The organism is Lachnoanaerobaculum gingivalis, assembly GCF_003862475.1.
GTDB lineage: Bacteria > Bacillota > Clostridia > Lachnospirales > Lachnospiraceae > Lachnoanaerobaculum > Lachnoanaerobaculum gingivalis.
Genome location: NZ_RRCO01000002.1, coordinates 1 through 20077, shown reverse-complemented (window position 1 = coordinate 20077; position 20077 = coordinate 1). Strand labels below are relative to the sequence as shown.

Here is a 20077-nt window from a genome sequence, read left to right as displayed (position 1 = left end):
CATATTATACTTATATGTAACTATACTGTAAACTTAATTTTTACTTTCCAATTCCCATCTGTAGTGACCGACTATTTCATCAGCCTTACTTTTCAGATATTTTTGTTCATATGCTCTTTGATATTTACTTCCATGATGAATAATATATGGGACTCCGTTTTTGTCTCTTCTATCTGATACTATTCCTATATGCTTCTTAAAAATAACAATATCTCCACCCTGCCACTCTTCTATTTCAGAAAGATCTGTAGTAAGACTTTTTGTATTATTTTTAAAATACACCTGCAGATTTCTTACTCTACGGTAGTCAATATTTTCATCAGGGGATTGTATATCATAATTTTGCGGATGTTCGTGTATATCCTCAGACACAAGTTTTTGTAAATTATATCCCGCACCGAAAAGTGCCGCAGCTACAACATCTGTACATACACCGTAACCGTCATTTGGTGTTCCGCCAATATAGTACCTGCTCTCATACTTCGGTTTTGTCTGTATATATTCCAATGCACTTTCCAATATGTCGCTCTGGTCATCAACACCATCGCCATCCTTGTCGATTCCGCTCTTAATCTGCTCTATCTTCTTTTTATAAGCATACCTTGGACGCTTTGTAGATGTTTCTTTATAAGAAAATCTGTTATATATAAGTACTGCTATTGCCGCAATCACTATACCAGCAGCAATTATTTTAAAAATTCTTTTTTGTTTCATTTTTCCCTATATTTATCATCAATATAAAAAATATATACCGCCATCATAGCTATTGTTAAAATCAGTACTCCTATTATTGATAAAAATATAAATACTGAACTTTTATCAAATAATATAGGCAATCCCAAAGCAATCAAAAGCACTCCGAATAAAACAAACAGCTTCCCCGTAGCATGATTATATCCCTTTACATCCTTTACCGGAGGCAAATTAACATTTGCCCAAAATCCTGCCTGCTTTTTAGAAAAGAAACAACTGATTCCAATAGCGATTATTAAACATCCCGATATTGACCAAATTATAAAGTTTAATAAATTTTCACTCATATAAAACACCTGCCTAGCTGCCGCTAAATAATATGAAATCTTTCAGAAAATGCTTTTTTTCTTTCTGTATTACCATACTCTTTGGCTTTCCGAATGGAATAATTGTCCTGGGTGTTTCTTCACAATTGATATTCAATAGTTTTCTGACCTTATCTATATTTCCCTCAAACTTCATCATTCCATCCATCCAAACCCCGGCATATCCCATTGCAGTAATTGCAAGCATAATATTTTCTGTTGAAGCTGCATAATCTTCTATTTCAAACTCCAGATTATAATCTCCCGCATGAATACATTTAGATGTAACAACAATATTTGTATTGTTTTTAAAATACACCTGCAGATTTCTCACCCTACGATAGTCAATATTTTCATCAGGTGATTGTATATCATAATTTTCCGGATGTTCATGTATATCCTCAGACACAAGTTTTTGTAAATCATATCCCGCACCTAAAAGTGCCGCAGCTACAACATCTGTACATACACCGTAACCGTCATTTGGTGTTCCTCCAATATAGTACCTGCTCTCATACTTCGGTTTTGTCTGTATATAGTAAAGAGCACTGTTTAATATATCGCTTTGATCATCAATTCCGTCTTTATCCATATCAACACTGCTCTTAAACTGCTCTATATGTCTTTTATAAGCATTCTTAGGTCTCTTTACAGAAGTACCTCTATGATAAAGTCTTGTAAATATCAGTAAAATCATTACTGCAAGCAATATACATCCAGCAATAATTTTAAAAAGTTTCTTTGATTTCATTTATATACCTATAATATTCTACTGATTGCTATTGCCACAACGATTGTTAGAATCATCAATATTAAGGAAACTGCTATAATTACAGTTTGTGATTTTCCTCTATCCCTGTATTTGTTTGAAATATACAAAATATCAATTAAATTTACTCCGGGTATAAATCGAAAAAACTTATGCCTGTTATATTTGTTGTTACTTAGACCATATTCATCTTTATAACTGCGAACCAGATAACCGGCCGTCAACATTCCCGGTGACAATAAAACATAGTACAACAATATTAGTATCATCAAAAATATAATACACGGTATTGCAATAAACGGTACGAAAAAGATCGTTGCCGGTACTACCATACATGCAATCAATATAAATATTTCGCCCACAGCTACACCAAGAATACATAGTGCACATAACAGAGAAACCGGAAACATTGCATATCCGTAAAAAAGCGCTCCGTCAATGCAATAATTTATATCATTCCTTTTTATAGCCTTATTCACGCTTATTATTTGCAATATAAGCGGTATTAAAAGTAAGATAAGATATACTATATGAGGTAAAATATCAAATTCCTTTTTTTCTGTGCTGTTTAACTGAGATATAATAACATATGCCCATCTGTAAACTACTATATTATATATTATGCCTAAAATCCAAGGAAAATGCTTTTGTGGAGATTCCTCATTTATAATACAGCCTTTTTCTAATATAAAATCATTTTCCATATCACTATATCTCCTTTTAAGAATTTTTATTTCCTAAGATATTATATATAAAATTATACTTGCAACTATAAGTATACCGGCAGAAACAGCTGTAATTATAGCCAATTTCTTTGCCCTATTCCAATAATGTAGCGAAATATATAATGCATCTATCAAATCTACTACCGGAACAAACTGTAGGAGTATATGTAATACGCAGCTACCAAGTTTCATCTCTTTTTGTTTTCTACTGATAATTACAGTACCTACTGCCAAAACAAATCCCGGTAAAGCGGCTATAAAAGATATTGCCAACATTATCGGTGACAGTATAAAAGCCACCATAAGTATAAACGGCGCCATTAAAAACATTACAGGAATAAAAAAAACTACTAATGAAACACTTATTCCACCCACAAATATAATAAGTGCCAGAAAAATAAAATACAATGTAGAAGGCAAAACGGTATATTTAAAAAATAAAAATCCGTTTATACAATAGTCTATATTCCCATTTCTTATCTCAGGCAATACTCTACTGATCTGAACTGTCAGAAGTGTCATAAACGCAACAAAAAATGCTATATTAAAACCTAGAAATAACCACTTATTCAAATTAAAGTAATTCATTCCGGAAATAACAAAACCGATCCACACATATAATACCAAAATATAAAGTATTGAAATTAGCCACGGATATTTGTTCACACTTTTATTTTCAAGATATACAGACTCTTTGCATGTACTGATATCTTCTGCCACATTGTAATTTTCTTTCTCACTCATAATATCACCTAAAATTTATTTTTTAACCTAAATCTTTCACCCTCATATATTCTTATCGGATTTCCTCTAACTATATCCGTATGCTTACTCCATGCATTGTTCTTACTTTGTTCAATTTGGGAAGCATTCTTGTTTTTTAAAACAATGGCAAGTTTTCTAAGGGCATCCTTCTTATTCATAAGCTGGCTTCGTTCCCTTGTTGAACTTATCCTTATTCCTGTAGGAATATGAATAACCCTCACTCCGGTTTCCACCTTGTTTACATTTTGACCTCCCGGTCCACTTGCATGAAATTTCTCTACTATTATATCTTCTTCAGAAAAGTTATCATCTATATTAACCGCTTCCGGAATAATACTCACATCTACAAACCAGTTCTTTCTTTTATGCTCTGTTCTGTACCGACTTTTACAAATCCAAAGCATAGTACCTTCAAGATATGATAAATCCTCATCAGATGAGAGCATCACTGAATAAAAGGTTTCTTTTTTCTCTCCCTCTACATAACTTAAAATCTCTAAAGACGGAATTTCTTTTATTAGTGCTTTACATATGCCAAATACAGCTCTCTGACATTCCACCGGTCCCATACCTGCACTTATTTGTAAAATCATTTTCTGTCCCCTCCCTTATAGTTAAATATAGGAGTAAGAACATTTTCCACCTCTACGGTATCTTTTATTACTTCTTTTATATAGTCTATTCCTCTATATGCAAAAGGTGCTTCATCCAAAGTATCCTTACTTATACAGCTTGTATAGATACCCTTCATCTCTTTTCTGAACTCAGAAACCGTATGTAAAGAATTTATCGCTCCTCTTGAAAGTACTCTGCCGCTTCCGTGAGGCGCCGAATTATTCCATTCTTCATTTCCAAGTCCCCTTCCTAGTAAAACACCTTCCTTCATATTTATAGGGATTATTACCCTCTCATCTAACTTCGCTGAAATGGCACCTTTTCTTAGTATAGGACTATCATTTGAAAAATCTACATAATTGTGAGAACATGAAATTTCCTTAATCGCCTTCCACTTCATCTTTTTTATAATCTCGGCAGCAATTATTTTTCTGTTTAATATTGCATACTCTTCCACAATTTTTAGATCATGCAGATAATCTTCCATCAAATTTCCGCTAAGGTAGGTCATTTCAAACGGAATATCATTTATACCTTTTCCTTTCAGCTCATCCTGTCCGGCTTTCATATAGTACTCTGCCACTTCTTTTCCAAGATGTCTGCTTCCTGTATGTACTATAAGATAAACTTCCCCGTTCTTTGCTACATCCAGCTCAATAAAATGATTTCCACCACCTAAAGTACCAAGACTGAGCAACGCTTTTTCAGCTCTTATATGTGAAAAGCATTTAAGATTATTTAATTCAATTCTGTCTGCATATGCATGTACATCTTTTCTTAAAGCAAAGCCTACCGGAACATTATCTCTGATTACAGTATCCAGCTTCATAAAATCATTTCTTATTTTACCTAAGTTTACCGCAAGCATACCGCAACCGATATCTATTCCCACTAAAGATGGTAAAATCTTTTTTCCCACAGTCATTGTAAGACCTATAGGACCTACTTTTCCGGGGTGAACATCAGGCATTACCCTAATCTTTGCGCCCTGTGATACTTCATTATCACAAATCATTCTCACCTGAGACTTTGCCGCTTCTTCCACCATGGATTTTTCCATAGTTTCATCACACATAATATACGCCTGTGCGTATTTTCCATTTAATTGTATCAAAATAAAAACCTCTGTTTTCTTCTGTTTCAAAGGCTTTATCGTTCATTCTCTAATAAAAAGTTTAGAATAATAGACAGCGAACAACTATGCCTCTGTAGTTTATAGTTCCACTTATTGTATTATTCATCGTATTCCTCATAGTCATTCTCCTTTCGATCGCTATTATTTATTTTAACTTTATAATTATATCATAGCATTTTTAAAAATACATCTTAACATTCTTCTACATATATCTTTCGTGAAAATAACGCAACTATTATTGAAATCACTCCAAATATAAGTTCTACAAATATCAAAGGTACATGAAATCCGTTTAATATAACTATTAAAGTATCTGCAACAAAATGAATTAAAAGTGCCGCAATAAACAAATATCTTTTCCCTTTAACACTTGACCATACAAGAACCGACAGTGATATCTGTAAAATCACTGCAAATATTCTCTCAACTATACCCAGTAAAAATATATATGAAGGTGACATGGTCAAGGTGTTTACAGTGTCTTTAAGCTGAGTAAGATCATTTCCCCCTACATTGTCTAAAATAGTCGAAATAAGTCCGTTGTTTATTGAAACCGAAAGAGCCAGACTGCCTATCATAGTCAATCCCAAAACAGATGCGGCCTCAAATCCTCCATGTCCTGCTCCATACATACATGCATTTATATTTTTATCTCTATTTTTCCCCAGTATAAACTTAAATGCAACAAGTCTTCCCGTTTCTTCAAATATTGCAGCCATCAGTCCACCGTACAATGCATAAAGTATCACATTATTTTTTATAGTCTCTCCAAACGGCAAAGCAAAAACAGCTCTGTGAACCGAGCTTTCAAGAAACATTGCAAAGAAAATAAATACAATAACACCTATAAAAAACGGTGCTATATCCGCATGCTTCTTCTTTCTGAAATAAATAAAGAGTATAATTGGAATTGCAAATCCGACTATACAGGATATAAACATAAATACCATACTTAAAAAAGGAACTCTATCCATTGTCTACCTCCTAAAAATTATTTTCCTATAAAGTTGCTTCCCAAAAAAGGTCTAAGTCCCAAATCCACAATAAATATAATACCAAGTATTACAGTAAATATATTTACAGTTTTTTGATTTGATTTTTCAATACAAAATCTGATTGCGGGTTCTATCAGGTATATTATTATCAGTCCTCCGAGTCCGAATTTTACACTGCTCCACAGAGCAATCCTTCCTTCAAAATTGCAGAAATAATTGCTGTAGTCCCACAACCAGTCACCCATCATAAGCTCCATAAAATAGCTACCGATAAGTTCAAGTATTGTGGTTATAAGCATAGTTGACAAAAATACCAAAACAAAAGATATACTTAGTCTTCCTAAATGTATTTTCTTATTTCTTATCGGCATCAAAAGTGCTATTAATATTATTCCTCCAAAACCATAAATCGGCAAATACGGACCGAATAAAAATCCACGATTTACATATCCGACATGCGTTTCCAAAAGTCCAACCAGTACTTCATAAATCCATCCAAGGAATGCACATACCATAAACATAAGAAAGATATCTCTAAGTCTTTTTAATTTCATGTATTATCATCCTCCTTTTTTATATTGTATCCTAAAATTTCAAAAATTTCATTTATTTTATACATTGATTTTTCATATATATAGTTTATATTATTCTAGGCAACAAATGTTCAAGCAAATATTCTTGCTTTAGAAATATATTATATAGAAGAAAGAGAGATATAAAAATGAATTTTTTAGAAAAAATCAGACCGAAAGAAAAGCTTAAGTATTTGAGATGGTTTGATATCCTTATTGTTACCTGTATTATGTTCGGTATATTTATCATAACATCGACACAAATATTTATAGGATTACTTCAGTCTGATCCACAGGCTATACAAGATTCAGCGGAATCTATGGATATTGCCTCAGACGGTGCGGCCTATACCGGAAATTTCACATTACAGTCTATTCTTTTAATTATTGCGTTACTGTACTTACTTATCAGAAATTTTGATTTTAAGCAATTGAAAATAAGATTACATTGGTCTGTAATTATTTGGGTTCCGGTACTGTTTGCAATTATGGGTCTCTTCGGCGACCTTGTTACTACAGTGAGTGGCGACTACAACTATTTTGATCCTTCATTGCTTCAAGACATAAATCCGATGGAAGCATTGAATAAATTCCTGGCACTTTCACCGCTTGCAATCGGATATGCTTTTTTAAACGGATTTTATGAGGAATTTTTCTTTCTTGGTCTTATGACCTCTGTAAAGGATGAACATAAATGGTATGCTCTGGCTTTTTCAACATTGGTTAGAGTATCATTCCACACATATCAAGGTCTTCTTTGGTCATTGGTAATAGGTGTGGTATACGGACTATTCTATTATTTCATGTACAAGAAAGTAATAAAGAATTTGTTACCTTTCTTCCTTATGCATGCAATGGCTGATATGTTCGGTTCATCGCTTATATATCTGCTTATAAACTGGAATTATTAATAAATAAAAGCCTTTAGATATTTTATGTACCTAAAGGCTTTTTAATTTACTTTCCTATAATATAATTTACAATATCAGGCAATACTCCGGCATTTTGCTGCCAGATTGTTTCTATCTGTGCTTCAGGTACCGGTGAAGTTCCGATTCCAACCTCAACCGTAACACTTGGAATACCCTTCTCCCAATCAAGCCAATCTTTAAATCCTGTACCGTACTTTGATCCGTCTGCTTCAGGTGAGACAAGCCTATAGCCTGTATGAGCAGCCACTATATCAGCCATAGCCTTATCCATAGCCAAAACTTCTGCCGAAGCATGTTGATTTGACCAAAAAATTATCTGTCCCTGTGTATGATAATTAAGTACAGCTGAAAAATTTTCGTTATTTACAAGTTTTATAAGATCCTGTGTTTCACTTTCAGAACCTGCACTTGCTCCCTTATAATGCTCGTTTGAAGGTTTTTTCCTACTGTCCGCTCTTTGATTCCATCCTTGAGTAGGGAAATTGTGGTTGATATCAACACCGTTTAAATTATTCTTCCACTTATTTAAAAACCAGTTATACTTATCCTGATTTTCTTTTAGTCCCCATTCTGACCAGCTGTCAATTATCTCCTGTAGTTTCTTCTTTGACTCTTCTTTATTAAGTCCTGCCATACCGCTTTGTGAAATCGCTACTCCATCAGGATTTAACATAGGAACATATTGTATACATACAGAGTCCAGACTCTTATCTCCCTCCGCTCTCTTATCAAGCATTTCCTTTACCTGACGCATTACTACTGAAGCTGTAATATATTCTCTGGCATGAATTGCTCCTATAACAAGAATCTTTTTTGAAGCTTCTTTGTTTCCTATTATTATTCTGTAAATATTTCTTCCGTCAGGTGTAGTTCCTATTGAATCTGATGTTACACCCTCATACTTTTGCTTAAACAGATTTATATCACTTTCCATCTTTTGATAAGTATACATATCTGTACTCAAAAATGTAAAATCTGTAGTTTGCGCCACACTTTCTGTCTGAGCGGCCTTATAACTTGCGGAACTGTGTCCAATTATTCCTGCAAAGGCAGGCATTACCTGTGTCAGTATAATACATGCTGACAGTGTCATTGCTCCTAAAACATATCTCTTTTGCATATCTTCCTCCATTGAAAAACTCTTTCACAACTATACGATATTTTGAAAAAAATTACTAGTTACAAAACATTAAACAGATATAGAAAATTTGTCGTACTTTTGAAGATTATACATTCATAAGTACTATATTATAATTATTTTTTACAATGTCTTGTGAATAAAATTTATCAATCCACTATGTTTCTAAATAAAAACAAGACGAATAAATCGGTATTATAATCGTTTCAGATGTAATAATTGTAACCTAAAGCAGTTAAATCCGGTATTCTTATTGTTAAAATATCTACTTTTTAAAAAAATATAGCAATTTATTTTCTTTTATGCTAGAATCAATCTATAGTATTTTACTATAGATTAAGAACTCGAAAGGAGTAATTTAATTATGGCAAAAAGACCGGACGAAAAGTATGGACTTTTTATTAATGGAGAATTCAGAGATTCAAAAGACGGCAAGTTTTTTGATACATACTCTCCTGCTACAAAGGAAAAGATAGCAAGTGTAGCCGAGGCTACAAAAGAAGATGTAGATGATGCAGTAAACGCTGCTTGGGCAGCTTTTGATTCATGGAAGAATCTTGATAAAATAAAAAGAGCTGAAATTCTTTTAAAGATTGCAGATGTTATAGATGCAAATAAAGAGGACCTCGCTTATATCGAGAGTCTTGATAACGGTAAGCCTCTTCGTGAGACATTAAACGTAGATATTCCGTTTGCGGCAGATCATTTCAGATATTTTGCTTCCGCTATTCGTACTGAGGAAGATACTTCAAACTTCCTTGATCCAAACACACTCTCTCTTGTATTCAGAGAGCCTATCGGTGTAGTTGGACAGATAGTTCCATGGAACTTCCCGTTCCTTATGGCGGCATGGAAGCTTGCTCCTGTACTTGCATCAGGATGCTGTACAGTATTAAAGAGCAGCTCTTCTACTCCTCTTTCAATACTTGAGCTTGCAAAACTTGTAAAGGATATTATTCCTAAGGGTGTATTTAATGTTATCTCAGGTGCAGGAAGCAAGTCAGGACAGTATATACTTGACCATAACGGATTCAGAAAACTTGCATTTACAGGCTCTACAGAAATAGGTTACTCTGTAGCAAAGGCTGCAGCAGAGAAATTAATCCCTGCTACTCTTGAGCTGGGTGGAAAATCAGCAAATATATTCTTTGACGACTGTGATCTTGACCTTGCTATTGACGGCGTACAGCTTGGTATTTTGTTTAACCAAGGCCAGGTTTGCTGTGCAGGTTCAAGAGTTTTTGTACAGGAAGGTATCTATGATGAGTTTGTAAAGAGAGCTGTAGATCAGTTTAACAAGATTGTTGTAGGAAATCCTCTTGATATTAATACTCAGATGGGTTCACAGGTAAATGAAAGTCAGGTAGCAAAGATTCAGGCATGTGTAGACAGAGCCGTAGCTGAAGGTGCTACTGTCGCATGTGGTGGTTCACGCTATACAGAAGGTGAGCTTGCAAACGGATCATTCTACAAGCCTACACTTATAACAAATGTAACCAATGATTCTTATGCTGCACAGGAAGAAATATTCGGACCTGTAGCAGTTATCATAAAGTTTAAGACTGAAGATGAAGTAATCAAATATGCCAATGAAAGCGTATACGGTCTTGGCGGCGGTGTTTGGACCAAGAATCTTAACCGTGCATTCCGTGTTTCAAGAAGTATTGAAACAGGTAGAGTTTGGGTAAATACCTATAATGCAATCCCTGCAGGAGCTCCGTTTGGAGGATATAAGACATCAGGTATCGGTAGAGAAACACATAAGGTAATCCTTGATCACTATACACAGATGAAGAATATACTTATTAAGCTTGACGAGAATCCAAGCGGATTCTATCCTAAAAAATAATATAAGGCTAATTCCTTTATATAATGGCAGGTAGATATATTTGATAAAAATACACCCGATATCGGATTCTGCATTGCCTAAAACAAAAACTCTCATTCCGGAAAACCGGTTTGAGAGTTTTCTTTATAGTAATAGCAAGATTACTGATATAACAAAATCTATAATTTGCTAAAACAAGCCAAGTGCATCTTTATTCTCTGAGTTGATATATCATTATCTCCGTGACGTCTCCATCCTCTACTGTAAATGTCAGCATATATTGACCGTCTTCCGGTTTATAAAAATCTACAAATTGATCCTTCATTACCTCTATACCATAACTCAGTTTATACTTTGTTCTATATCTTGTGTTTTTTGTAAATCTATAGCTTAATGTCTTATATCCGACATACTTGTTATCGGAATCTCTGTACATATGTCCGCTTATCAAAAGATAATCTCCACCGGCACTATAATAATCTATCCCATAATTGCCGTCCGCTTGTGATAAATCAAAGGTATATGTTCCGTTGTTCAAATCTATATCATCTTCGTTAGACTTTGAATTTATCCATTTGCCGCTGTAATCAACCATATATCCGTCAGGTGTCTTAGTATTTGTAAGCATTGCACCGTCAGATCCCAAATAATAATCACCTATCCATTGATTAGCTGCCATATAGCCTGCACCGTTAAAATAATACCATTTCAAATCATTATCCTGAAACCATGTATTGGAATAATAACCACCACCGTATAATTCATACCACCATCCTACATTATCTTTTCTCCATGTACCTTTCGCTCCTTCTGCATATACAGTCATACTAAAAGTCGACACTGTTAATGCAATAACCATAGCAATCGCTAATTTTCTCATATAAACCTCCTTAAATAAAATGACATAAATAAAGATTTCTCTTTAACATAATCCTAACATTATTTATTTGTTAAAAACATTATCCAACGAATACTCTTTCCTTTAAAACACAAAAAGTATTCATTTGATAAGAATATATTTAATAAAAATATCCTTTATTTTTTATTAAATATAGTGAACTTTATATTCTAATTGCCTATTATAAAGATTTTCCGGCCGGGATACATACAGTATTACTATTTATTGTGTTTATCAATAGTATATGTTAAAATTGTATCAAAAGGAGGGCTGACATAATGAAAGTAATATTAAGCAGAAAGGGAATGGATAGTGAATCAGGAGTAATGGCAAGTCCTATACTTCCCGACGGAACACTACTGTCACTTCCAATACCTGATCGAAAAAGCAAAAAAAGATATGAAGATATACAATATAAGGGACAAAATTATAGGGATATCATAACTCAGCTATATCCGGAATTTGATTTTGAAAGCTATCCTACCTGTCATTTGGATCCTGATATATATGAAGATATCGACAACCGTCCAAACGACTGGATACCTGCATTCGGGCAATGGGGTGTGCCGGCTACACATTTGGATAAATCTTTTGTTGATGTAGGCGATCTCTTCCTTTTCTATGGTATGTTCAGACAAACCGAAATACAAAACGACAGGCTAACTTATACAAAGGTAGCTCCGATTCGCCATATAATTTACGGATATATGGAGATTGGTGAAGTTATAAAAGATGATCAAAAAATTGCAGAAAAATACAACTGGCATCCCCACAGTATAGCGCCTTTCTATACCAATAACCGCATATATATATCAAAAAGATGCGGTACCTTTAATTATGATGATTCTCTGGTACTTACGCAAAGCGGACAGCCAAACAGAAGTGTTTGGCAATTACCTTCATTTTTTGCAGAAAAGGGTATAGCTATTTCATGGCAGGGGCATACTCATCCTGTCATAAAAAGTGATTCATCTGTATTAAAAACTGCATCCCGAGGGCAGGAGTTTGTTATTACAACCGATACCAAAGAACAGGAAAAGAATTTATCCGACTGGGTAAAAGATATTATTCGACATAAATAGTACATGGATTTATAAAATATATTAAAGTTTTCTCATTTATTTATTATATCGAACAATGTCATTTAAATATTGAAAAATTAAATCACTATACTCATTGAGAATTTACAGGTTTTTTTATATAATTTATCTATGTATTTTTATTGATATAGTGATATTTAAAAAAAGAATGTCAATTTTTCTTATTCTAATATTTAAATCAATATATTTTATATAATAAGGAGGATTTCATTATGTTACGACTTCCGGAGAATTTTGAGACTTTCCCAGAAGCAAGAAAAGCGGGTTTTATGAAGATGAAGGAACATAAAGACCGTGGAGGCAAGATTGTAGGAATTTATTGCTCATTTGTTCCTACAGAACTTATTATGGCGGCAGGTGCTGTAGCGGTATCTCTTTGTGCTACCAGTGAAGAACCTATAAGTGCGGCAGAAGAATATTTACCGTCCAATCTATGCCCTTTAATAAAGGCAAGTTACGGCTTCGGACTTACCGATACCTGTCCTTACTTTTATTTCTCAGACTTTATAGTGGGTGAAACCACCTGTGACGGTAAAAAGAAGATGTTTGAGCTTCTAAACGACATAAAAGAGACCTATGTTATGCAGCTTCCATCCTCAAGAGATGAAACAGCTCTTAATATGTGGGAGCAGGAAATGTATAAATTTTGGAAAAAACTTGAAGATTTCTATGGTGTAACCATCACTGAGGAAGATGTTAAAAAAGCTATTTTGAAAAAAAATGCTGAAAGAGATTTAATACTTGAATACCTTGAACTTAGTAAACTCAATCCGTCTCCTATCTCAGGCTATGAACTTGGTACAAAGCTTGATGCTCTCAGTTTTATCCCGGATATGGATGAACGTTGCAGACAGATAAGACAAAGGATAGATGAGGTAAAAGCTGACTGGGAACAAAATTATAAAGGAAAGGTATCAAGAAAACCGAGAATCTTAATAACAGGCTGTCCAAATGGAGGCGTAAGGGATAAAACCATCAAAATATTGGAAGAACTCGGCGCTGATGTGGTTGCCTTTGATACCTGTAACAGCAATAGGGAAAAAATCGAAAAAGTCGATACATCCTTACCTGTAGCCAAAGCACTTGCAAAGAAATATCTTAATATCAACTGCTCGGTTATGAGTCCTAATGAAAACAGGCTTAAGTTTATAACAGATATGGTTGATGAATACGAGGTGGACGGTGTCCTTGAAATTATACTTCAGGCATGCCATACATTCTCCATCGAATCTTATAATGTAAAAAAAGCCGTGGTTGCTAAGGGGATACCATATCTCAAGGTGGAAACCGATTATTCAAAGGCTGATGCAGGTCAGATTAATACCAGACTTGAAGCCTTTCTTGAAACTATAGCCGTATAAATGAGAGGTATTTATATAATAAATGGATAAACAATATTATATAGGCATAGATATAGGCTCTACTGCTTCAAAAGTGATTGTTATGGATGATGAAAGACTTATAGATTCTTTTTGTCTGCCCACAGGCTGGAACAGTAAGGAAACTGCAAATACAATATATCAAAAACTTAAAGAAAAAGGTTTTTCAGATAATATATCCTGTGCCGCCACCGGCTATGGTAGAATATGTGTGGAATATGCCGATAAAGTAATCACCGAAATAACCTGCCATGCCAAGGGTGCTTATGCATTATTTTCACAGGACGGCACTATCATAGATATAGGAGGTCAGGATACAAAGATTATCAGCTTGGAATCCGGTATGGTAAAGGACTTTTTAATGAATGATAAATGTGCAGCCGGTACAGGCAAGTTTATAGAAGTCATGGCAAACAGGCTTGGCACAGACTTTGAGGAATTATATTATCTTGCATCAAATGGAGAGCCCCTGTCTATAAGTTCCATGTGTACGGTATTTGCCGAATCCGAAGTTATAAGCTATATCGGCTCCGGAGAAAAGAGAGAAAATATTGCCGCAGGAGTTATAGACTCTGTGGCAAATAAGGTCATAAACCTTGCCAAAAAGCATGGACTTCATGGTGAAATAATGCTTACCGGGGGACTTAGTTATACACCATATTTTATTGAACTGATGTCAGAAAAAACAGGCAGACAAATCCATACTCATCCGCTTGGCAGATATGCCGGAGCGATAGGAGCGGCTATTTCTTTAAGACCTAAAAACTCCACTATATGCTTTGGATAAATATAAAGGACTTTTAACATATGCAAGCTTAACTTTATAAATATGTAAAAGTCCTTTTCACTTTAAAAGTTCTTTGCCAAAGGCATTAAGTTCAGGGATACCAAATGTGCCGTGACCTTTATCCCCAATGTTGTGACCAAGAGTAGCAAATGTAGGCTTACATAAAAATTGTAAACCACTGCAACAAAAGCCTAACGAAAATTATTATCTTAATTTATATAGCATTATATCGGCGACATCTCCATTTACTACCGTAATCGTTAATAAACATTGAGCACTATAGTCATTAGCGAACTCTACAAATTGTTCCTGTGATACATCTACAGAACCGCTCATACCGTACTTCGTTCTGTATCTTGTATTACCTGTAAGTTTATAGCTTAATGATCTATATTCGACATGCAGGTTATCAGAATCTCTGTATATATGTCCGGCTATTAAATACTGATTTCCGTAAATACCGCAATAATCTACACCCATCTCTTTACCGTCTACAGTCAAATCAAATGTATAAGTTCCGTTATCCAGATCTGTATCTCCTACTCTTCCATTCGATCCGGCATGTATCCACTTACCATTATAATCAACCGCATATCCGTCAGGTGTAATAGTATTTGTAAGCATTGAACCCCTATAACTCAGATAATAATCTCCAACCCATTGATCGGCAACCATATATCCGTCCCTGTTAAAATAATACCATTTTGAATCACTGTCTTGAAACCATGCATTTCTGTAATAACTTCCATCATAAGTTTCATGCCACCACCCTATATCGTTTTTTCTCCAGCTACCGCCGGTTCCCTGTGCAGATACAATTATACTCATGGCAGATACTGCAAATGCAAATGACATAGCAAACAATAATTTTTTCATGTAAACCTCATTAAATAAAATCAAATGTCCGGACAAACTGTTCCTGTTTATATGGTTTGATTTTAACATTCGGTACATAAAAAATATATTATCCAATGAATACTCTTTTCAGGTATCAACAAAAAGTATTCATTGGATAATGATGTATTTCACATAAATATATTCCTTTTTTGCATAATATAGTACTTTTTATATTATGCCTTTATAAATTTCATTAATACATTACAACTATTCTATAAATCTAATCACCTGATTTTTAACATCCACCTCTGCATCCACTCCAAACGGCATAATACATCTTGGTGTAGCATGACCTATATTGATATTATATACCAATGACAAATCCTTATCTGAAAGCTCTCCCAATAAAATATCTTTATACTCATCATAGTATATTTCATTTTGCGGTTTTCCCACCAGTACACCTGTTACTACATCAAAAATACCATATTGCTTTAAATGCCCTATCATTTTTCTAAATAATTCAGGTTCCGGTTTTTCCTCACTTGTTTCAAGAAGAAGAATTTTGCCCTTCCATTCTTCAAGTTTTGGAAAGATGTCATATTTCTTGCATAATGAAACCGTATCTTCATATCTGGTATTATCAAAAATATCATAGATAGAATCAATACAACCACCCAAAATCTTACCTCCAAATACAGCTTCTCCCTTTAACAGTTCGAAGCCTTTGTTTGGATAACTTTCCATATCTACGCCTATACCATTTTCACTGAAGTCTTCTCTTTCCTTATAATGTATATCACTTGGTCTTATCTCTTTTATTCTACCTGTAAAAATCAGCTCTTCAAAATATTTTCTTGTATATGGAAGCATCTCATTTGCAAGTTCACAAATATCAGATAAAAATGACTGCCCGTAGAAAGTTTTTATACCGACCTTATTCAGCATAAAGTGATTGAAGGTGGTATCGGAAAAACCTAAAAATATTTTCTGCTTAACCACATTTGCAAGTTCATTATTTTCAAACAGATATGGCAATAATCTATAAGTATCATCCCCACCTATCGCACATAATATCATATCAATAGAATCATCCTTAAATGCAGATAATAAATCCATTGCTCTGCACTCGGGATGCTCTTTTATAAAGTCCATTCCCTTAAGTGCATGTGGCAAAAAGTCAACCTCTATACCATATTGCTTTAGTCTTTCTACACCTATCTTAACCTCATGCTTAACAAAATCCTCACCCAAAACACCACTTGATAAGCTGACAATTCCTATTTTTTTAACTTTCATATATTTGATTCAAACTCCTCTATTCATATTATTTTGTGTGCCCAATATCTAAATCTGAATGATATGTATTAATTGCTATTCATAGCCTACAAGTTTAATTCTACTATGTCAAGATTTTCCACTCTATAAGAATCAATTAGCTTTTTACATAGTATGTTCACAATATTTCCGGCTTTACCTGATTCACAATTGTTTACAATGAATATTCCGGTTGCTGCATGATTTCATTTTTCCAAGAAAAACACCGGTCATCCAAAACTATTATATATAAAATGGGGCTTAAACCTTTTCTCAATGGAAAAATTGAATGGTATTATAGTATATAATATACAGTATTGTCGTATGTTATTTAACATTGACTTTTATATCATAAATACATAGAATCATATTTGTACAGTTCATATAGACACTTTATCTGATATAGTTTTGTGATTTGAACCTTAATTTGGAGGTTTTTATTATAATAATATAATATAAAAGTTTTGACCTACAGTTCCAAACATTAATGTTAATAATCTGAACATAAAGAATAAGTGTTTTATTTTATGAAATATAAGGAGAAACGGTAATGAAAACTATAACAGCAAAGCCTGAAGATATTAGAACTATATTTTCAAGGGAATATCAGATTCCAATGTTCCAAAGAGGATATTCATGGGAACAGGAACAATGCGAAACTCTTTGGGATGATTTGATTGATTTTCATAATGAAAATGATAAAAAAGATAAATATTTTTTGGGTAATATTGTAGTACATCCAATTGATGAAAATGAGAAGTTTTCAGTTATAGATGGGCAACAAAGACTAACTACACTTCTTTTGCTTATTAGAGCACTTTTTGATAATGCGGGTACAGTAAAAGCATTGGAGGAATGTTTAAAGACAAAAGACAAGCTAAGTTCAGAGCTCACAAATAATATAAGATTGAATTCAGATGTTATTGAAAATGATAAGAAGAATCTTGAACAAATTATTTTACAAGGCAATTGTGATGATAAAAATTCCAGACTTTATAGAAATTATGATATGTTCAAGAAGAAAATTTCAGATTGGAAACAAGGGAAAACTTCTGATGAATTAAATAAACTTATTTTGACATTCCTAGATAATGTAGTATTATTACCGATATTGTGTGAAACAGAAGATGATGCTTTGAACATTTTTGAGACCATAAATAACAGAGGTCTTTCATTAAGCGATGCGGATATATTCAAGTCAAAACTTTATGCCGGAATTGAAAGTTCAAAACGAACTGAGTTTATAGATGAATGGAATGACTTATATGATCAGGAAGACCTATTTCGTATTTTAATGTACATCTGTAGAGCTCAGGAAAATGATATTTCTAAGGAAAAGGGATTAAGGTCTTATTTTTCGTCTAAAACAGGTAGACTACAGGATACAGCAAAGGTAATGGATTCTCTAAAAAAGATAAATGCAATACTATTTACCAAAGTAGGTATCTACAATGATTCATTATGGAATATTTTGGAAAGTTACCCCAATCAATATTGGAGATATCCATTATATGTATTCTTGCATAAATATCTTGTATGGAAAGAAGACGGTGAGTTATACTTACCTGAAGAATATTATGAAGAATATAAGAAGTTGGTAATGTTGACTACCGCATATTATTTTGTAAAAGGTGTTGTGTATAATTCTGTTAATACTGTAAAAGATACAACATTCAAGGTATGTGCAAAAATAGAAAATAATGATAATTACCTATCTGAATATATAGAAAATATGCGTAATGATTTAAAAATATTCTATAATAAGCTTAAAAGTGCAGATTTGGGTAGATGTAAAAGAGGAATTATCTTACTAAGTGGGTTTTTGAATAAATCACAAAGTATTGAGGATTTTTACGACTTGATTTTAAACTATAATATAGAGATTGAACATATATTACCAAGAAAGTGGTCTGATAATAATGACTGGGATGAACAGAAAGCAAACGAAGTGATGGAAACTTTAGGTAACCTTGCACCATTTGAAAAAAAACTAAATATAAGTGCAAGTAATGAATTTTTCAAAAAGAAAAAGAAAGCCTACGAAGAATCAAAATTTGCAGATATCCAAGATTTACTAAAACTTGATAAATGGGACTATGATGAAGTAAAGCTAAGAGAAAAAAATATTATTAGTAGAATAGAATCTTTTATAAAAGAAGTGTCTGAATTTATATAATTTTTTCCTATGGGGCTGTCGGGAAATACTGAATTTTAATCCCTACAGAACTAAATAGAAATATCCTGACAAATACAAGGCATTTTGGCTTTGTGACTTTGTCAGGATATTTTGTTTTTCTATTATACTGTCTATTTTTGGGCATAAAAACCCCTTGGCTGAAATTTTACTTTTGCATTTTTTACTATGCTGTTTTCTCCTGTGCTTTCCCTTCAAATTTCTTTAGTTTTGCGTAGAGAAAACGATGATATTTATTTATATTTCTTCCTATTGCAAAAAGCATAAATTCTTTATATACCTTATCTGAAGAACGATAGTTAAAGCGTCGGAAATCTTCATTTTCTTTAATATCTCCAAAATGACCTTCTGTTTGAATAGAGCGTGTCTGTCGTTTCAGAATACCTTTTTCACTCTGTATGTTAGCATGTGACTTCTCTCGAAGCTCTTCCCATACTTCATTGATCTTCATCACTTTGTTCTTATCAACATCTTTATCAGGATTATATTTGTATAAGCATTTAGACTTATGTTCACATCCACTACAGTCTGAACATCCATATACTTCATATGTTTGTGTATAACCATTCTGTTCTTTCTTTTCAGTGTTGATATGTCTCAGTTCACGACCGTCATGACAGATATAGACTTGTTCATCCTCAAATACCATTGTCTTCATGTTGTAGTATTTACCTATATCTTTACTGTATGCTCTTGTTTTTCTTTTCTCATGATCCTGCAGTTTTATATAACTGTCTATCTTATTTTCTTTTAGATATAAGAGATTTTTCTCACTACAATAACCGCTGTCTGCTGTCACTTCTTCAAGTACTTCTCCAAATGCTTCCTTATGCTTTTCAAGGACCGGAATTAATGTATTATAATCTGTACGATCATTACTTACATAACTATGTACAATAAAATAATTCTCTACTGCTATCTGTACATTGTATGCAGGCTTTAGCTGCCCGTTCAACATATGATCTTCCTTCATTCGCATAAAGGTTGCTTCCAAATCAGTTTTGGAATAGCTGTTTCTATCTTTCCCCATAAT

General features: G+C 33.5%; 20 protein-coding genes. 6 read left to right on the top strand and 14 right to left on the bottom strand.

Annotated elements, in window-relative coordinates:
* Positions 1-33: 33 nt before the first annotated feature.
* From EHV10_RS04410 to EHV10_RS04370, 9 genes are all read right to left on the bottom strand, one after another.
* Complete coding sequence (locus EHV10_RS04410) at positions 34-714, bottom strand: DUF1287 domain-containing protein (protein ID WP_128673615.1); 681 nt, start codon at positions 712-714, stop codon at positions 34-36.
* Positions 711-1040, bottom strand: coding sequence for a hypothetical protein (locus tag EHV10_RS04405; protein ID WP_128673614.1), 330 nt, complete (start codon positions 1038-1040; stop codon positions 711-713). The genes EHV10_RS04410 and EHV10_RS04405 overlap by 4 nt, the downstream gene beginning before the upstream one ends.
* Positions 1041-1053: 13 nt before the next feature.
* A complete protein-coding gene (locus EHV10_RS14500) occupies positions 1054-1809 on the bottom strand; it encodes a DUF1287 domain-containing protein (RefSeq protein ID WP_158609903.1) in 756 nt (251 codons plus the stop codon).
* A gap of 8 nt (positions 1810-1817) precedes the next feature.
* Positions 1818-2531 (bottom strand): hypothetical protein, encoded by a 714-nt coding sequence (locus EHV10_RS04395; RefSeq protein ID WP_128673613.1) that lies wholly within the window; start codon positions 2529-2531, stop codon positions 1818-1820.
* Between the two features lie 33 nt (positions 2532-2564).
* Positions 2565-3296, bottom strand: a complete 732-nt coding sequence (locus EHV10_RS04390; RefSeq protein WP_128673612.1) for a hypothetical protein — start codon at positions 3294-3296, stop codon at positions 2565-2567.
* Positions 3297-3304: 8 nt separating this feature from the next.
* Entirely contained in the window at positions 3305-3910 is a 606-nt protein-coding gene (gene prfH, locus EHV10_RS04385; RefSeq protein ID WP_128673611.1) for a peptide chain release factor H, read from the bottom strand.
* The gene (locus EHV10_RS04380; RefSeq protein WP_207667133.1) at positions 3907-5007 is read right to left on the bottom strand and encodes an RtcB family protein; all 1101 of its coding nucleotides are present in this window, start codon (positions 5005-5007) and stop codon (positions 3907-3909) included. Before EHV10_RS04380 ends, prfH begins: the two co-directional genes overlap by 4 nt.
* A 251-nt stretch (positions 5008-5258) precedes the next feature.
* Complete coding sequence (locus EHV10_RS04375) at positions 5259-6041, bottom strand: YhfC family intramembrane metalloprotease (protein ID WP_128673609.1); 783 nt, start codon at positions 6039-6041, stop codon at positions 5259-5261.
* 17 nt (positions 6042-6058) lie between these two features.
* Positions 6059-6616: a putative ABC transporter permease gene (locus EHV10_RS04370; RefSeq protein ID WP_128673608.1), complete on the bottom strand. Its 558-nt coding sequence runs from the start codon at positions 6614-6616 to the stop codon at positions 6059-6061.
* A 167-nt stretch (positions 6617-6783) separates the two neighbouring features.
* On the opposite strand from EHV10_RS04370, the gene EHV10_RS04365 reads away from it, so the two are divergent.
* Positions 6784-7545, top strand: coding sequence for a CPBP family intramembrane glutamic endopeptidase (locus EHV10_RS04365; protein WP_128673607.1), 762 nt, complete (start codon positions 6784-6786; stop codon positions 7543-7545).
* A gap of 46 nt (positions 7546-7591) precedes the next feature.
* On the opposite strand, the gene EHV10_RS04360 is transcribed toward EHV10_RS04365, so the two are convergent.
* Positions 7592-8686, bottom strand: a complete 1095-nt coding sequence (locus EHV10_RS04360; RefSeq protein ID WP_128673606.1) for a M14 family zinc carboxypeptidase — start codon at positions 8684-8686, stop codon at positions 7592-7594.
* 382 nt (positions 8687-9068) lie between these two features.
* Here EHV10_RS04360 and EHV10_RS04355 point away from each other — a divergent pair, with 382 nt between their 5' ends.
* Positions 9069-10553 (top strand): aldehyde dehydrogenase family protein, encoded by a 1485-nt coding sequence (locus EHV10_RS04355; RefSeq protein WP_128673605.1) that lies wholly within the window; start codon positions 9069-9071, stop codon positions 10551-10553.
* A gap of 190 nt (positions 10554-10743) precedes the next feature.
* On the opposite strand, the gene EHV10_RS15110 is transcribed toward EHV10_RS04355, so the two are convergent.
* Positions 10744-11412: a hypothetical protein gene (locus tag EHV10_RS15110; RefSeq protein ID WP_207667127.1), complete on the bottom strand. Its 669-nt coding sequence runs from the start codon at positions 11410-11412 to the stop codon at positions 10744-10746.
* 296 nt (positions 11413-11708) lie between these two features.
* On the opposite strand from EHV10_RS15110, the gene EHV10_RS04345 reads away from it, so the two are divergent.
* The 3 genes from EHV10_RS04345 (at position 11709) to EHV10_RS04335 (ending at position 14696) form a co-directional block, all read left to right on the top strand.
* Positions 11709-12512, top strand: coding sequence for an Nmad3 family putative nucleotide modification protein (locus EHV10_RS04345; RefSeq protein ID WP_128673604.1), 804 nt, complete (start codon positions 11709-11711; stop codon positions 12510-12512).
* Between the two features lie 230 nt (positions 12513-12742).
* Positions 12743-13891, top strand: a complete 1149-nt coding sequence (locus EHV10_RS04340; protein WP_128673603.1) for a double-cubane-cluster-containing anaerobic reductase — start codon at positions 12743-12745, stop codon at positions 13889-13891.
* 22 nt (positions 13892-13913) lie between these two features.
* Positions 13914-14696 (top strand): acyl-CoA dehydratase activase, encoded by a 783-nt coding sequence (locus tag EHV10_RS04335; RefSeq protein ID WP_128673602.1) that lies wholly within the window; start codon positions 13914-13916, stop codon positions 14694-14696.
* A gap of 204 nt (positions 14697-14900) precedes the next feature.
* On the opposite strand, the gene EHV10_RS04330 is transcribed toward EHV10_RS04335, so the two are convergent.
* A complete protein-coding gene (locus tag EHV10_RS04330) occupies positions 14901-15572 on the bottom strand; it encodes a hypothetical protein (RefSeq protein WP_158609902.1) in 672 nt (223 codons plus the stop codon).
* Between the two features lie 228 nt (positions 15573-15800).
* Complete coding sequence (locus tag EHV10_RS04325; protein ID WP_128673600.1) at positions 15801-16832, bottom strand: S66 family peptidase; 1032 nt, start codon at positions 16830-16832, stop codon at positions 15801-15803.
* 568 nt (positions 16833-17400) lie between these two features.
* On the opposite strand from EHV10_RS04325, the gene EHV10_RS04320 reads away from it, so the two are divergent.
* Positions 17401-19026 (top strand): DUF262 domain-containing protein, encoded by a 1626-nt coding sequence (locus tag EHV10_RS04320; protein WP_128673599.1) that lies wholly within the window; start codon positions 17401-17403, stop codon positions 19024-19026.
* Positions 19027-19210: 184 nt separating this feature from the next.
* Here EHV10_RS04320 and EHV10_RS04315 read toward each other — a convergent pair.
* The coding region (locus tag EHV10_RS04315) for a transposase (protein ID WP_148092612.1) at positions 19211-20077 on the bottom strand (867 nt) is incomplete at its 5' end.

Bases quoted from the DNA above. Each gene is read 5' to 3' on its own strand.
- EHV10_RS04320 (WP_128673599.1), top strand. From the start codon at position 17,401: ATGAAAACTATAACAGCAAAGCCTGAAGATATTAGAACTATATTTTCA.
- prfH (WP_128673611.1), bottom strand. From the start codon at position 3,910: ATGATTTTACAAATAAGTGCAGGTATGGGACCGGTGGAATGTCAGAGA.
- EHV10_RS04370 (WP_128673608.1), bottom strand. From the start codon at position 6,616: ATGAAATTAAAAAGACTTAGAGATATCTTTCTTATGTTTATGGTATGT.
- EHV10_RS04325 (WP_128673600.1), bottom strand. From the start codon at position 16,832: ATGAAAGTTAAAAAAATAGGAATTGTCAGCTTATCAAGTGGTGTTTTG.
- EHV10_RS04410 (WP_128673615.1), bottom strand. From the start codon at position 714: ATGAAACAAAAAAGAATTTTTAAAATAATTGCTGCTGGTATAGTGATT.
- EHV10_RS04375 (WP_128673609.1), bottom strand. From the start codon at position 6,041: ATGGATAGAGTTCCTTTTTTAAGTATGGTATTTATGTTTATATCCTGT.
- EHV10_RS04330 (WP_158609902.1), bottom strand. From the start codon at position 15,572: ATGAAAAAATTATTGTTTGCTATGTCATTTGCATTTGCAGTATCTGCC.
- EHV10_RS04355 (WP_128673605.1), top strand. From the start codon at position 9,069: ATGGCAAAAAGACCGGACGAAAAGTATGGACTTTTTATTAATGGAGAA.
- EHV10_RS04390 (WP_128673612.1), bottom strand. From the start codon at position 3,296: ATGAGTGAGAAAGAAAATTACAATGTGGCAGAAGATATCAGTACATGC.
- EHV10_RS15110 (WP_207667127.1), bottom strand. From the start codon at position 11,412: ATGAGAAAATTAGCGATTGCTATGGTTATTGCATTAACAGTGTCGACT.
- EHV10_RS04365 (WP_128673607.1), top strand. From the start codon at position 6,784: ATGAATTTTTTAGAAAAAATCAGACCGAAAGAAAAGCTTAAGTATTTG.
- EHV10_RS04340 (WP_128673603.1), top strand. From the start codon at position 12,743: ATGTTACGACTTCCGGAGAATTTTGAGACTTTCCCAGAAGCAAGAAAA.
- EHV10_RS14500 (WP_158609903.1), bottom strand. From the start codon at position 1,809: ATGAAATCAAAGAAACTTTTTAAAATTATTGCTGGATGTATATTGCTT.
- EHV10_RS04335 (WP_128673602.1), top strand. From the start codon at position 13,914: ATGGATAAACAATATTATATAGGCATAGATATAGGCTCTACTGCTTCA.
- EHV10_RS04345 (WP_128673604.1), top strand. From the start codon at position 11,709: ATGAAAGTAATATTAAGCAGAAAGGGAATGGATAGTGAATCAGGAGTA.
- EHV10_RS04380 (WP_207667133.1), bottom strand. From the start codon at position 5,007: ATGTGTGATGAAACTATGGAAAAATCCATGGTGGAAGAAGCGGCAAAG.
- EHV10_RS04395 (WP_128673613.1), bottom strand. From the start codon at position 2,531: ATGGAAAATGATTTTATATTAGAAAAAGGCTGTATTATAAATGAGGAA.
- EHV10_RS04405 (WP_128673614.1), bottom strand. From the start codon at position 1,040: ATGAGTGAAAATTTATTAAACTTTATAATTTGGTCAATATCGGGATGT.
- EHV10_RS04360 (WP_128673606.1), bottom strand. From the start codon at position 8,686: ATGCAAAAGAGATATGTTTTAGGAGCAATGACACTGTCAGCATGTATT.